Here is a 14682-nt window from a genome sequence, read left to right as displayed (position 1 = left end):
CTCAAGTCAATACGCTTGCGTCGTATAGGCTAATATGGAAAGATCCGCCGCCAACAAAGGAAAGGATGTGTTATGAACGAGCTCGACAGTGATGTTTGGTACGTTATTCGGACAAAGCCTAAACAGGAAGAACGTGCAGCATTAAACCTTGAAAACCAGGGGTTTGAAGTATTTGCGCCTAAGTTAACGGTGAAAAAAATTCGCCGTGGCGTTCGCACGTCGGTTGTTGAGCCTATGTTCCCGAATTATTTATTTGTGAAGCTAGACGATATTATCGAGCAGTTTTACAAAATACGCAGTACCTATGGTGTGGCTGGCGTCTTGAGGTTTGGTAACAATATTCCCAAAATTCCACAGCAGTGGGTCGATGAAATGAAAGGCGTTGACGAACTGACCGATGAACAAGCCCCGAAAGTGGGTGACAGCGTCGAAATTCAGCAAGGGCCGTTCCGTGGCTTCCTTGCCAAAATTGTTCAGCTTGACGGCGAGTCACGATGCTTCGTCATGCTCGAGTGGATGCAAAAAGAAGTTAAAGCCAACTTCAGTTACAAAGAGCTTCAGTTTAAGTAACGCTTTTGCGTCGCACCAACCAAGCTATTGGAGCCAATAACAGTAACCAGGCGGCATTACCGCCGCTACTTCCTGACGAAGCTTCTGTAACGGTGAAGCTGGTTGTTGCGGTTTCGCTGTTCCCTTCGGTGTCGCTTGCGGTCAGTCGGTATTCATAATCGCCGGTTGACAGACTACCTAATGACGCGGAGACAGTATCACCTTCATAATTGACGTTAGAAACACTGGTTTCACTACCGTCACTGTTTAGCCTAACGACCTCAATGCTGGATGCATCTAAGTTTCCGTCAGCATCAGTCACAGTTGCAGTTAGCGACACAGTCTGTCCAGCGATAGTATTGCTTGCGCGGAAGCTTCGTATAGTGGGCGCTATGGCTCTTGGTTCCACTGTAAAAGACACATTAATGCTGCCACTCCCGTCGCTAAAGTTCACTTGTAGCGGTACGGACAACGCCTGGTCGACGGCCGGTGTTTCACCAGTTAATTGAATACGACGCTCGCCTTCAACGGCCGGATCAATTTCTGCTGCGGTAAAGTTTTGAATAACGCCGTCGGTGTCGTCCACCGTAATAGCAACGTTCTCAGGTACATTATAAACGCTAATCGCAGAGTCCAGCGTCATGACCTCTCCAACACGCTCACCCTGACTAATAAATGCTTGTGCGGCACCACCTGTCATGCTGTCAGGATCAATCCATAAACCGCTGGACACGGAGAAGTCCGGCACCTCAGTATTCACTACTTTTAACGGCAGATGATATGGATTGTGAACATTGTCTTTGTCCAGACCGGCACTAATATCAGCCACTGACTGTTTAAGGGTTACTGTCATTGTTCGAGTAGTGCCTGAGCCGGTTACTTCCCAGCTGAACCATTCAGCCGCATTGTCGATGCCTATTTGCTGACTGACGTCGGTGCCGCTGGCTGTTACCAGCAGAGCCAACTGAAGAGAGGCGTTGGTAGTGGCTTCATCAGACAACTCGATAGTAACCTGCGCCTGATCACCGGCTTCAACCAGACTGAGAACATTATTATTCAGTAAGAGATAATTAGCCGCTGCGTCGGTGTAGTCACCACTAAAGCTGGCATTGCTAACAAAGCGCCAGCGGGCTGTGTCAGGATTGATTTGCTCGACGGCGATAATACAAATCGCGTCAGGTAACGAGGCTGCCTGATAAGCTACTGCGTTATTAGTTACGCCTTCTTCCGCCAGTAAAGCTGCTTGTGACAATCCCGTATACTGCTCACACGCACCACCCGCCACAACGTATTTGTCAGCGTTTTCAACACGACGCCAGCTGAAAGTTAGAACGTCATTGCCGGTACGAGCTGTTTGCATCCCAGCTAAATTCATTCTCGAGCTGTTATTCGTCCAAATAACGCTGCTACGCTGAGCGGCTAAGCTGGCATTGGCGGCATCTAGTTCAGATTCCGCTTTGCCTAACGGTAAGCCATAGTTATTGTCTACGATATCAGGGCTTGAGAACGCCGCTTCGCTGAAGCACTCACCAGAGCTAAACTCACTACGGCAAACCGAGCCGTATGACATAGTTGTGAAAAAACGGCCTTCATCGTCAATAAAGCCGTAAGGAATATGGAAGTCTTCCTGATCTCCCTCACCACCGCTTGAATTATCAGCAAGCGTATAGCGGTCATGACGCAAACCAAAATTGTGCCCAACTTCATGTGCAACAGTACCGCTCCCCATACAGTCTATAGCGGTATAACCGGCGTTTGAGCCACCACTAACAAAATTCACTCTGTTGTCAGTCGTATTAAAGTCTGACGCTCGAAACGCAATGCCACAAAGATCAGGGTTTTCAGCACCGACAAAATGCACCACGTCAGCTTTGTAGCGATCTATCAGTCTTATTACCCGCTGATCATCGATAAGCTCATCCAGTATGGTATCTGGGGTTTCATTAGGAAAGTCAGTTGTGCTTTCCGGTCTGAAAGGCTCCAAGCCAGCCACAGTCATAGAGATAGGAAGGTTTGATCGCTCAAATATCTCGTTACTTGTATCTACCGCACTTTGGACAGCCAGCTCTAAATCGTAATTGTTCTCCTCGGCGTACCCTAGCAGCCGGTCATCATAGATAAACAAAACATCGAGTGAGCTATCAAATAACTGAACTTCATCCGCTGGAGCGGCCGATTTTTTGGTGGAGTAAGACTTCTGAGGCAGGGCTTGTGCCTTCACGCTCGTTGGAGTCTTTCTCTCAATTTTAGGTTGTTTAGGCTCTGCCGGCGGTAAATTGGTGGTTTCTACTACCGTTTTACCCTTTACCGTGCGAATAATCACGGAGCCCGCCTTTGGGTGAGTGATTGAAATAAGCTGGTTCTCACCTCGTTTGTGCATAAAGCCAAGGTGTTGCGTGTCGCCGCTGCTGGTTTCAAAGGTCAGACGATAGCTGTTCGGAGACGACAGTTGTTCCGCAAGCGTCGCTTCAATAGACTCGCCGTTGACATCCAACTGGATAGTATCCCCCAAGCTTTGAGCCCAGGTAAATATTGGTGTTAGAGCGACGATTACCGCAGCAGCTATTTTTTTCATTAAAGTCGGCCTTGTTCGTCTAAATACTTAAGGGTGTCGTAAAAGCGGCGAATGTTACCAACGTAAGTGACAGGCTCGTCGCCTCGTGCGAAACCAAACCGCGTTTGTCGGTAGAATTGCTTCTGTCGCAATAAAGGCAGACGCTTCTTAACATCGACCCAGCGGTCTGGGTTGCCGCCCTGCTTTTCAGTCAGAATGCGTGCATCTTCCAAATGCCCGAAGCCAATATTATACGCCGCTAATGCAAACCAGGTGCGGTCTGGCTGAGGAATTCGATCAGGCACCCGCTCTAACATGCGCTCTAAGTAACGTGCTCCGCCGCGAATACTCTGCTCTGCATTCAAGCGACTTTTCACGCCCATGGCTTTTGCTGTCGGTAGTGTTAGCATCATCATGCCTCGCACTCCGGTTGGTGACACTGCCCGTGGGTTCCACAACGACTCTTGATACGAAATAGCCGCCAGTAAGCGCCAGTCCAGAGTGCCTGAGTGCTCTCTAAACAGGTTCTTGTATTTAGGTAGTATGGTGTCCACCGCCTCAATAAACAGGCTGGTCGTTACATAGTTAAACTGTTTTACGTGTCCGAAGTGTTGCTCTTTTATGTGCGCCAACCGCCCACTACTGCGAATTTCACCAAAGTATTCAATGACGGCTGCATACAAAGAATCATCATCGCTTTGTGGTAGCGCCCAGCCAATATCCTGGTCGTGCTTGACCGTAAATGCCACGCTTAAATCTGGATGAAAGCGGCGCTGAATATCTAGCGCTGTGCTGTCTGTAATGGTGTAGTCAATTTCTTCATTGATAACCATACGCAATAGTTCAACAGCATCGTGGTCTGAGGTTGCGCGCCACTTTAGCGTGGGAATACTGTCTCCTAAGCTCTTCAAGAACTCATGGTGCGAGCTGCCTTCTACCACAACAATTTCACCGTCAGTAATTTGTTGTAAGTCTCGCGGCCGTTGCCGAGAGCCCTGTTTGAACACAACTTTTTGGCTAATAACGTCGTAAGGAGGGCTAAAACGGAACAACTGTGACCGCGTTGAGGTGCGGTCAATACCTGCAGCCACAATATCGACTTCGCCACGGCGCAGCATAGTGAATAAGTCATTCACGTCGAACCGGGGCACCATTTCCAGTTCAACGCCTAAACGGTCGGCAAAGCGTTTCGCTAAATCATATTCAAAGCCCTGCTCTCGGTCATGGTCGAAGTAATAACTGGTTGGGTTCATTAATGTCCCAACACGAAGTACCTGACGCTCCTGCACAACCGTCATGGCATTTGGTCGGGTTTGAGGGGTACAGGCCGTCAATGTAGTGACGGCCAGAAACACGGTTACTAAAAAATATACAGCAGACTTCGGCATATTAGAGTGATTCCAGCGCCCAATTCACGTAAAGCTCCGTACCTGTTTTCAGCGCATCTTCGTCCGCATAGAAGTAAGGCGAATGGTTGCTGGGCTCTTTGCTCATGTCTCGCTCAGGTGGTGTTACACCCAAGAAGACAAACATACCGGGTACTTCCAGTGCGTAGTAAGAGAAGTCTTCTGCTCCTGTCACTAAAGGCACTTCTTTGACTTTGTCTGCACCGGCAATGGCTTTTGTTATTGGCAGCATTTGCTCAACCAGTTCCGGATCGTTTTTTGTTACCGGGTAGCCTAGGTCAACATGTACATGGGCTTCAGCACCATTAGCTTCCGCCGTTTTCTCAGCTGTGCGCTTTAACTTAGCGTGAATGTCGCTGCGAATGTCCATGTCAAAGTTACGGATAGTACCAATAAGCGTCACATCGTCAGGAATAATGTTGTTACGAACACCGCCTTCAACGATACCAAATGAGAGAACGGCTGGTGCTTTGGTAATGTTCGTTTGACGACTAATAATGGTCTGTGCGTTATTGATGATTTGCGCTGAAGTTACGATTGGATCAACACCGCCCCATGGGGTTGAGCCATGAGTTTGTTTACCTTTCACCGTAATTTCAAATTTGTCAGACGAGGCCATTAAGGGCCCTTTCCGATAACCAATATGACCCGTTGGAAAGCCGGCCCAAACGTGAATGCCGAATACTTTCTCTGGCTTATTTTCAGCAATAAGGTCGCCAAACAAACCTTCTTTTAGCATCAGCTCTGCTCCGCCTTCCTCACCTTCTGGCGCGCCCTCTTCTGCTGGCTGGAAGATAAACATAACGTTACCTTCCAACTGATCTTTCATTTCTGCCAGTTTGGTCGCTGCGCCCATGAGCATGGCAACGTGAGTATCATGGCCACAGGCATGCATAACGCCAACCTCTTTGCCCCGGTATTCAGAGGTAACTGTCGACTTGAACGGCACATCGGTTTTTTCTGTTACCGGCAAAGCGTCCATGTCGGCACGAAGTGCGACAGTGGGTCCTGATTTACCACCTTTTAACAGTCCCACGACACCGGTATGAGCAACGCCTGTCGCCACTTCCATCCCCAATGACCGTAAGTGTTTTTCCACCATTTTGGCAGTTTCAAACTCCCGGTTACTCAATTCAGGGTTCGCATGGATATGACGGCGCCATTCAATGACTTGCTGCTCTAAGTCATTGCTGACAGTCACTGGCGACTGCTGCGCCATAGCCTGACTGGGGAGGCCAAAGGCTCCCAAAGTGGCGCTACTGGCCAACAGTACACTGATAGCAAGCTTTTTCATAAATGCTCTCCTGTGCTCCCAAATTGAACTCGTCAAACCGGGAGGAATTGTTGTTCTGGTACTGGCTAATATCCTGCGCTAAAATCGCCGCCATGACAACCGATGAAATTTATATGCAGCGAGCATTAGAGCTTGCCGAAAAAGCGCAACAAGCGGACGAAGTACCGGTTGGTGCGGTGCTGGTGCTAAACGACGAGATTATTGGCGAGGGCTATAATCAGGTTATTAGCCTATCTGATCCGTCCGCCCATGCAGAAGCACAAGCCATTCGTGCCGCTGGGCAGTCTATTGAAAACTATCGGCTAGTCGACTCCACTCTGTACGTCACCTTAGAACCCTGTGCCATGTGTGCCGGGCTCATTACTCATGCTCGGGTTAAGCGCTTAGTGTTTGGCGCCAGCGACCCACGAACGGGTGCGACTGGCACCGCCATTGAAGTGCTGAACCATGCGTCGATGAACCACAAAGTTGAGATTGAAAGCGGCGTATTAGCGGACGAATGTGGCGACATTTTGCGGCGTTTTTTCCGGGCGCGTCGTAAGTCGTCGACCAAGCCGGCCAGTTCTTAGCCAACTCACACTAAATAAAACCCGGACTACATCAGTAGCCCGGTTGCCGCATAAGCCAGAGTCGCGCCAACACCTGCAATTAAAGCGTACGGCAATTGTGTTCTGACGTGATCGATATGCTCAACGCCTGAGGCCATAGAGGCAATAATGGTGGTATCCGATATCGGCGATGCATGGTCGCCGAAAATACCTCCCGAAATGGCAGCGGCAATAAACGGCGCGGGCGGCAAACCGAGTGTCATTGCCAAAGGAATGGCTAGCGGCAACATTATGGCAAAGGTGCCCCAGCTGGAGCCTATGGAAAAACCGGTAATTGCCGACAGTACAAAAATAAGCGGTAACAGCATCCATAGCGACACCGAGCCGTCCAGAACAGACGCCAGGAACTCACCTGTGCCCAAGTCTCGTGTCAGTCCGCCAAGCGCTATCGACAACCATAAAATGACAGCCAACGGCAAAATATTCCAGGCACCTTTTAGTATGTACTCGACGATATCTTTAATGTTGACCGACTGCGTCAGCAAGGTACCGATACTCGCAATGCCCAATGCTATGTATATGGCGATAAAGACACTCAGCGTGCCGTCACCTTCAACCAAGACTCCGTTCCCGGTGATAAGCAACATAACCGGTACCATAACGACCAGGGAAATAAGGCTGGTCAGCACCACTGCGGTACCTTTGCCGAAAGTCGCTGTTTCGTCAGGGCCATCCCCCCACGGGTTTTTAGAGACTTGATCGGGCACGGCATTTTTCTCAAACGCTTTCATAGGACCAATATTCCAGTCGAATAAGGCCACGAACAACGCTAGCAAAACGGCAAATATGGCGTAGAAATTAAAAGCAATAGATTGAATAAACACCATGAGTGGCTGATCAACGCCCTGCTTTGAAATAAGCGTTAAGTTAAATGCTCCCCAGGCGTTCAGCGGAATAAGAATACAAATTGCTGCGCAGGTCGAGTCGACGATGTAAGCGAGTTTTTCACGAGAAATGCCCAGTCGATCATAAATAGGCCGTGAGGTAGTGCCTGAAATCATGATAGTCACGTTGGACTCAATGAAGACAATGACACCGAGAAACCAAGTCATAAAACGCGCTCGGCGCTTGCTTTCTATCCACTGCTTACTCTCAAGTTTGAGAACAAACTGTTTAAACGTACCGCCCTTTTCTAATACACCAAATAATGCACCAATACCCAGCGTAAAAAACCAAACCAGCATGTTGCCCGGGTCAATAAGTGTTTCCCAGGTACTGTCGAGTGTGCCATAGGCAATATTTGCCGGAGCAGGCCAGAACAGTAGAACATTCGCCAGAATAATGCCGCCAATAAGGGCTAGCAACACTTTTCGGGTAACAATGGCAAAGACAATTGCCAGCAGGGAAGGTAAAAGGCTCGTCCAGCTCAGTTCCATGTGGGTACGTTAGTTTGTGTTTGATATAGGGAGGTTAAAATAATAAACCGCCGCGGGCAATACCAGCGGCGGTTTATTCGGAGGTGTTAAACCTGTTTAGAACTTGTATTCAACACCTAAACGGACAGACCATAGTGACGGTGCGCCCGCACGAGCTTGTACGTTACTCACATCACGGAATGAGTTGTACTGGTATTGACCAGCATCATTGATCTCAACGTCAGCAATAGTGACTGCTCGAGGGAAGCTTGCTTCATAAAGCACACCCCAGTCGTCGTTAATCATGTTGCCTAAGTTTTCAATCACGAAGAATGCTGAAGCTTTATGTCCTTCCATGAAGCCAGGCAGTTCTTGCTCTAAGCGCAAGTCAACTTTCGTCCACCATTTACTGTTGAACTCGTTGCGTGGTGCAATACCACCAGCGTACTTGTTCAAGCCAGACTCTTCTAAGAACTCAAAGAAGTCAGCAGTCGCAAACGGCGTACCGTCGTCTGAACCAACAGCGAAGTTCGGATCATCGATACCGGTAGGAACATACAGCAAGCTACGTCCTTGATATGCAATATCACCAAACGCACCGTCAGTCATCGTGTAAGAGAACGGACGACCTTTGTTGCGAGTTGCAAATAGCGTAACGGTTGTATCATAGCCATCAAAGAACTCTTTAGTGTAGTTAGCTTTGAACGTAAAGCGATGTGGAATTTCATAGTTTGACGTTGCCACACCTGGGTTTTGAGCATTTGCGGTTGCCAGGTTAGTGTAGTTTGAGAACGACACTGAGCTAGTCATTGGGTTAACGTCTTCTGCTTTATTGTAAGCGTAACCTAATGTCCAATCTAACCCGAAATCATGCGACTTGTTTAACGCTAAAGATAACGTAGTTTGAGAGCCTGAGTCACCATCCACATTTGTCAGCATAAAGTCGTCGCCTTGATCACGACCGTCAGTTGACATTTCATTGAAAATTGGACGGCCATCCGGCGCTGTATCAACTTGCTCAAGACCTAAGTTATAAATAACGGCTGCATCTTTCTTATCCGTATATAGGAAATCTGCCATCAAAATATAGTCATCAGGCAATGTGAAAGTTGCACCTAAAGCATATTTCCATTCTTTAGGTAGTTCGAAGTCAGGATCCATTGTATTAATCGGACCTTGGCCACCTGCATTAGCAACTTCATCAAACATTTCCTGAGGAATATCGTAAATTGGGTTTCCTTCACCAGTATGCGGCACATCGAACAATGACTGTCCTGAGAAGTCGCGGAATGCTTCGTATTGAGTCACACCGTTGTTCGAGTAGTTATTAGAAATCCAAACGTTCGGGTTACCACCTGAGTACAACCCAATACCACCACGTACTTCAATATCAGGATTCACGAACCAGTTAAAGCCAAAACGCGGCTGCAGTAAGTCCTGATCGCCCATGTTTTGCTGGTTTGAGAAACCATAAAGCTCTTCATTTAACGGGTTGTAAGTTGGGTAGTCATCACTTGTGTACCAGTCATAACGTAAACCGTAAGTGAACGTGATATCCATTGGCGCATAATAATACTCGTCCTGGATATAAGCGGTATTCACTGCATAAGCAAACTCAGCAGCAGCATCTTGTGGGTTGTTTGTACCTGCTGCACTTTCATAAATTGCTGCGTAAGGTGTTCCTGCCTCAAAGTCATCGATAGAACCAAAGCGATACTCACCTTCGGCTTCCTGCACGAACAAGTTGAAAACGTCGTACTCTTCACGCTCGATACCGGCAGAAATAACATGGTCACCTAGCAAGTACGTACCTTTCATTTTAAAGAAAGTGGTATCGTACTTCAGTTTGTTCGCGTGACGAGAGTCGTCAGCACCTAAGTAAACTGTTGCATCGTTCACACTAATTTGTACTTCACCAAAGTCGGTTCCGCCAAGAGGATTAACTCGTGCATCAAGCTCTGAGTAACCAACACGTACTTCACTTGAGAAGTTATCACTCCAGTCTGAATATAACTCACCGACATAGGAGGTAAACTTAGAACCACGCTCGTAGAAGTGATTAGAAAACTCAAGCTCATCTGAATCACCATCAGATTCAGCGATAGAGTAACCATCGTTATAGTTGTAAGTTAGTGAAGCACGGTGTGCGTCACTTATGTACCAATCTAACTTGGCCAGGAACTTTTCGTCTTCAACAGGCAGGCTAGACGGGAAGCCACCTGGATTATAGCCATAGATATCTTGAGCAATAGTCGCAATTCTCTCAACATCTGCAGTAGTAACTCCCGCCACCTCGGTAGCAGCGCCAGAGCCCTCTGCTCCGCGATCAAAAGTGTCTGAACCTTCGAGCTTTTCATAAGAGGTAAAGAAAAACAGTTTGTCTTCTAAAATTGCGCCACCAAGGTTGAAGCCATAACGCTTTTCACTGAAGTCACCAACGTTAATTTTGTCGCCTTCTAACTCGTCGCCCTGCAAAGAGTCATTCGTATAGTCATAGAACACACCGCCAAACATTTCGTTGTCACCAGACTTAGTTACAGCGTTAATGTTACAAGCAGTGAAACCGCCGTACTGAACATCGAATGGCGCAAATTCAACAGCGACTTGTTCAATCGCGTCATAAGAAAACGGCATACGTTCGGTCGGATAACCACTGCTGTTCAGACCGAAGTTATCATTCATGCGAACGCCATCAACAGTCAAACTGTTGAAGCGCGGATTAGCACCACCACACTGAATATCTCCAGCGTTGGTTTCATTAATATAGATACGTGGGTCAATGCGAACGACATCTTTTAAATCACGATTTGCTGAAGGTGCATTTTCTAAGTCTTGCAAGTTAAAGTTCGCTGCCGGACTGTTGCTACCGTATAGCGCGTTACTGGTCATAGAGCCTGTCACACTCAGGGTTTCCATGACTTCTTGTTCTAAACGCACATTCACATTCTGTGAGTCACCCAGGGTAAGGTAAACATCTTCAACAACTTGGTTTCTACCTTCAGGACCTTCTACAACAATAGTGTATGGACCGCCTACTGGCATACCACGTGATGAAAACGTTCCTTGTTCATTCGAGCGCAGCGTTTTCACACTGCCGGTACGTTCGTCACGAATTTGGACGGTAGCACCAGACACCATTTGCCCAGATTCCGTTGTGACCACACCACGGATGCTGGATGATGTTTCCTGAGCAATAGCAGCACCGCTAAGGCCCATAGCAATAGCAGCCGCAAGAGCTGTACGCTTGAAAGTAGAGTTAAACATAGTTTCGTTCTTCCCAGTTTTGTTTTGGTTTTTAGCACAAATAAGGGTATAGCTCATTTGTGACATTTGTGTGAAATTTATCCAAAAAAAAGCCCCGCAACGAGTTGCGAGGCTGTTTAATTTAGAAGGTGTAACGAACACCTAATTTGGCACTCCAGGAGGAGCTCATGTCGACAGTACTGTAGTTATTCGGATAGTAGCCTCTATAAACAGGGTCAATTTGATACTGACCTTCGTCATTAACGCCACCCAAGTCATACAAGTTAACCTGCGGATACTGAAGACGGCGCTCGATGCCCCAATCATCGTTCAGCAAGTTAGCAAAGTTGTCGATGGTTAAGTATAAGATTCCTTTGTGACCATCCATAAACCCTGGAATTTCTTGCTGAATGCTTAGATCCAAGTCGGTAACCCAAGGCTGGTTGTGAGTGTTTCTGTCAAGTATATAACCTTCACCGCCGTAAGAGATGCCCGCATTATCTAGCAGCATTTGCATTTCTTCCCAGCTAATTGAGTTTTCCCAGTCTACGTTAGGATCATCGGCACCTGACGGGATGTACGGCAGGTAAGCTGATTGACTGAAGAACTCTGGCGTATCCCCAAAGTCGCCATCTTGATACATGCCGATAGCATAGCTAAACGGACGACCTGAACGGCGTTCAAAGAACAGGTTAAAACGGGTTTCATAGTCCGCGAAGAACTCTTTCTTATAGCCCAAAGTAATTTTTAAGCTGTGTTCAGTTTCAAAGTTACCCGTTGCTGAAAATGCTTGGTTACGGTTTTTAGCAACATAGTGCTTATAGTTACTTGCTGCCTGTGAAGAAGAACCAGCGCCATTATCTTCAACATCTTGGTAAGTATAACTTGCTGTAAAGCTTACCCCGTTATTCCATTGTTTTGCTAAAGACTGCGAGAAAATGTAAGCGCGACCGTCTTCCGGTGCATTTCTTAACATGATATCTGAGTTTTGAGAGCGATCCCCCTCATAACGAGACTCATGAATAATACGTTCACCGTCAGCCATTACTTCGGCTTCTACTATCGCAGTATTATACCAAACAGGCTGGTCTTTCATGCGTTTGTACATCAATGACGTAGTCGCATTAAACATATCACCTAAGTAAGGAATATCCAGCTCGTAGTCTAGAGCCAGTTGAGCTCGCCAGTCATTCGGTAACTCGAAGTTTGGATCCGTATAGTTGGTACTACCGTCACCTTGCTGCATCGCGTCCTGAATTTCTTGTGGTACACCATCGAAACTTGTAACGGTGTTGTTCGAATAATAATCCACAACTGCGCTTCTCGGCGCTTGTACAAGTGTTACACCGTCTTTTGTGAATGGGTTGGTGTACCAAACGTTAGGAACACCGCCGTAGAAACGGCCAATACCGCCACGAACCACTAAACTGCTGTCGGTATAATACTTAAAGCTGATACGCGGAAGGAAGATATCCAAACCGTCCAAGTTTTCCTGGTTGGTCATGCCATCATACGCTTCCTGGAAGTTTTCGTTTAATGTTGGCTTGTCGTCAGAACTTAAACGCTCGTAACGCAAACCAGCATTAATCTCCAAGTTTGGCGTTGCATAGAACGTATCACCAACATATAGCGCTAACGTAGTTCTATCAACTTCATAGGCCGCGTCTTCCGGATTGTTGGTATAAGCATTCTGGTAGCTGAAGTCCCAGTTGCCATTATAGTTGCCAACAATACCGTTTTCGAAACCATAGAAGTTATCAAACTCCCACGACCCTAAAGCATTAGGAACAAATTTGTTGTAAAGGCTTAACTGCTCAACTTGGGTACCAAAAACAATTTCATGCTCACCCATTAAGTAAGTTGCATCGAAATTGAAGGTCAAATTGTCATTCTTAGCAACGTTGCTGTGGCGGTATTCGTCGGTACCAAACGCAAAGCTAGGCCCGTTGAAGAACATGTCTACTTGAACCGAACCAATGTCTGAGTTAGTTAAAGAGTTAGCTTCCACATCTTTGTAGGTGATACCCATTTCAGTAATGAAATTTGAAGACCAGTCACTGTATAAACGAGCGCTGATGTTGTTCATGCGCGTATGGTATGTGTATCGGCGCGAAGCCAACTGAACAAAATCTCCACCGGTAGAGAAGTTACGCTCATCGGAGTTATCCTGCCACTGGTAGGTCACATCTAAACGGTGAGCTTGGTTAATATTCCAACTTAGCTTAGTTAACCACTTACGATCTTTACTCTCTGGGTCCCCACCTAGAGAATCCTGAATACCATAACGCTCGTCTAATATACGAAGAAATTCATTATAGTCTGCTTCAGAAACGTAGAACTCGTTAGTAGCGCCGCTGCCTTCAAAGCCGTAGTCTAAATCGATTTCACGGCTCCATTCTTCATAACTGGTGAAGAAAAATAACTCATCTTTAATAATAGGGCCGCCGAAAGACAGGCCAAAAGTCGACATTGACTGATTAGGCTCAATGTCTTCATTACGGTATGTACGATAGCCGTTTTCGTCCAGGTCACCATAATTCTCTCGAACCGCCTGTACGTCACCTTTTAAGTCGGCGTCAGAAAACTCGTAAAATAACTCGCCTTCGAACTCGTTAGTACCTGACTTAGTTACCGCGTTAATAGTACCGCCTGAGAAGTCGCCTTTTTTCACAGAAAACGGCGCGGCATCCACTGATATTTGCTCAATAGCACTTAACGATACGGGAGGCTGTTCAGTTGGGTAGCCACCATAATTCAGACCAAAGTCATCATTCTGGCCAATACCATCAACCGTGACGCTGTTCATGCGTGGGTCACCGCCAGCAATAGTCATTTCACCTGAGCCGTTGATGGTTACTAGCGGGTTAATGCGAGCGACGTCTTTCAGATCACGATTGAAGCTTGGCATATTATCAATGGTATCTTCACCAAAGCTGCTGCTCGCACCACCGCTTTCCATCATGATAGCCGAGCCGCTAACAACTAAGCGCTCCATGTCTGCTGACTCTAACTGACGACTAACACGGAAAGTGTCTCCAAGATCAAGGTAAACGCCTTCTAAAACGGCATCGCGATATTTATCAGAGTCCAGAATTACCTGGTAAGGACCACCAACACGAAGACCTTTAGCGGAGAAAACACCGTCTTCGTTAGTTGTAAACTCATTAACCGTGCCTGTTGGTTGGTGAATGATGACAACTTTTGTATTTGCAGCCGGGTTACCCTGAGGGCCAGTAATAACACCGCGCATAGATGATGATGTTTCCTGAGCGAAAGCAGCACCGCTAAGGCCCATAGCAATAGCAGCCGCAAGAGCTGTACGCTTGAAAGTAGAGTTAAACATAGTTTTGTTCTTCCCGGTTTTGGTTTTGGGTTTTTAAGCACAAATAAGGGTATAGCTTATTTGTGACAATTCTGTGAAAGAAAAAGGAAAAAGTTAACGAAGCGAAAGCTTTGGAGGGAGGGAGCAGTGAATAATAAAAAGAAGAAAAGTTAGACGTTTGTTTATTATTCGATGATGCCCCACGGCATAACAGCTGATTCATCACAGGGAAGCTCATGACTTGATAAGCCTCGAGACTGTGGTTGGTGGTCGGAGCTGTTGGGTATGCCGCTTGATTCATTACGCTTCTAAGACATTTATGTGTCAGATATGTGACATATTTTAATCAAA

At 46.9% G+C, this 14682-nt stretch carries 8 protein-coding genes; 2 read left to right on the top strand and 6 right to left on the bottom strand.

Annotated features, from left to right (window positions below; translation table 11 throughout):
- The first annotated feature begins 72 nt into the window (after positions 1 to 72).
- On the top strand, positions 73 to 570 hold the full coding sequence (rfaH, locus tag UM402_RS02790; protein WP_053954460.1) for a transcription/translation regulatory transformer protein RfaH: 498 nt from the start codon (positions 73 to 75) through the stop codon (positions 568 to 570).
- On the opposite strand, the gene UM402_RS02785 is transcribed toward rfaH, so the two are convergent.
- The 3 genes from UM402_RS02785 to UM402_RS02775 are packed head-to-tail and all read right to left on the bottom strand — an operon-like array spanning position 563 to position 5803.
- Positions 563 to 3124, bottom strand: a complete 2562-nt coding sequence (locus UM402_RS02785) for a zinc-dependent metalloprotease family protein (RefSeq protein WP_058576026.1) — start codon at positions 3122 to 3124, stop codon at positions 563 to 565. The genes rfaH and UM402_RS02785 overlap by 8 nt on opposite strands.
- Positions 3124 to 4491, bottom strand: a complete 1368-nt coding sequence (gene mltF / locus UM402_RS02780) for a membrane-bound lytic murein transglycosylase MltF (protein WP_058576025.1) — start codon at positions 4489 to 4491, stop codon at positions 3124 to 3126. Before mltF ends, UM402_RS02785 begins: the two co-directional genes overlap by 1 nt.
- 1 nt (position 4492) lies before the next feature.
- Positions 4493 to 5803, bottom strand: coding sequence for an amidohydrolase (locus UM402_RS02775; protein WP_058576024.1), 1311 nt, complete (start codon positions 5801 to 5803; stop codon positions 4493 to 4495).
- A 113-nt stretch (positions 5804 to 5916) separates the two neighbouring features.
- On the opposite strand from UM402_RS02775, the gene tadA reads away from it, so the two are divergent.
- Complete coding sequence (tadA, locus tag UM402_RS02770) at positions 5917 to 6372, top strand: tRNA adenosine(34) deaminase TadA (protein WP_058576153.1); 456 nt, start codon at positions 5917 to 5919, stop codon at positions 6370 to 6372.
- A gap of 26 nt (positions 6373 to 6398) precedes the next feature.
- On the opposite strand, the gene UM402_RS02765 is transcribed toward tadA, so the two are convergent.
- From UM402_RS02765 to UM402_RS02755, 3 genes are all read right to left on the bottom strand, one after another.
- The gene (locus tag UM402_RS02765; protein WP_058576023.1) at positions 6399 to 7787 is read right to left on the bottom strand and encodes a Na+/H+ antiporter NhaC family protein; all 1389 of its coding nucleotides are present in this window, start codon (positions 7785 to 7787) and stop codon (positions 6399 to 6401) included.
- Between the two features lie 96 nt (positions 7788 to 7883).
- Positions 7884 to 11030 carry a TonB-dependent receptor gene (locus UM402_RS02760; protein WP_058576152.1) on the bottom strand — a complete coding sequence of 1049 codons (3147 nt, stop codon included), beginning with the start codon at positions 11028 to 11030 and terminating at the stop codon, positions 7884 to 7886.
- Positions 11031 to 11151: 121 nt separating this feature from the next.
- Positions 11152 to 14352: a carboxypeptidase regulatory-like domain-containing protein gene (locus UM402_RS02755; RefSeq protein ID WP_058576022.1), complete on the bottom strand. Its 3201-nt coding sequence runs from the start codon at positions 14350 to 14352 to the stop codon at positions 11152 to 11154.
- Positions 14353 to 14682 lie beyond the last annotated feature (330 nt).

It is taken from the genome of Idiomarina sp. OXR-189 (assembly GCF_034373425.1).
GTDB lineage: Bacteria > Pseudomonadota > Gammaproteobacteria > Enterobacterales > Alteromonadaceae > Idiomarina > Idiomarina zobellii.
This window is presented reverse-complemented; position numbering and strand designations above follow the sequence as displayed.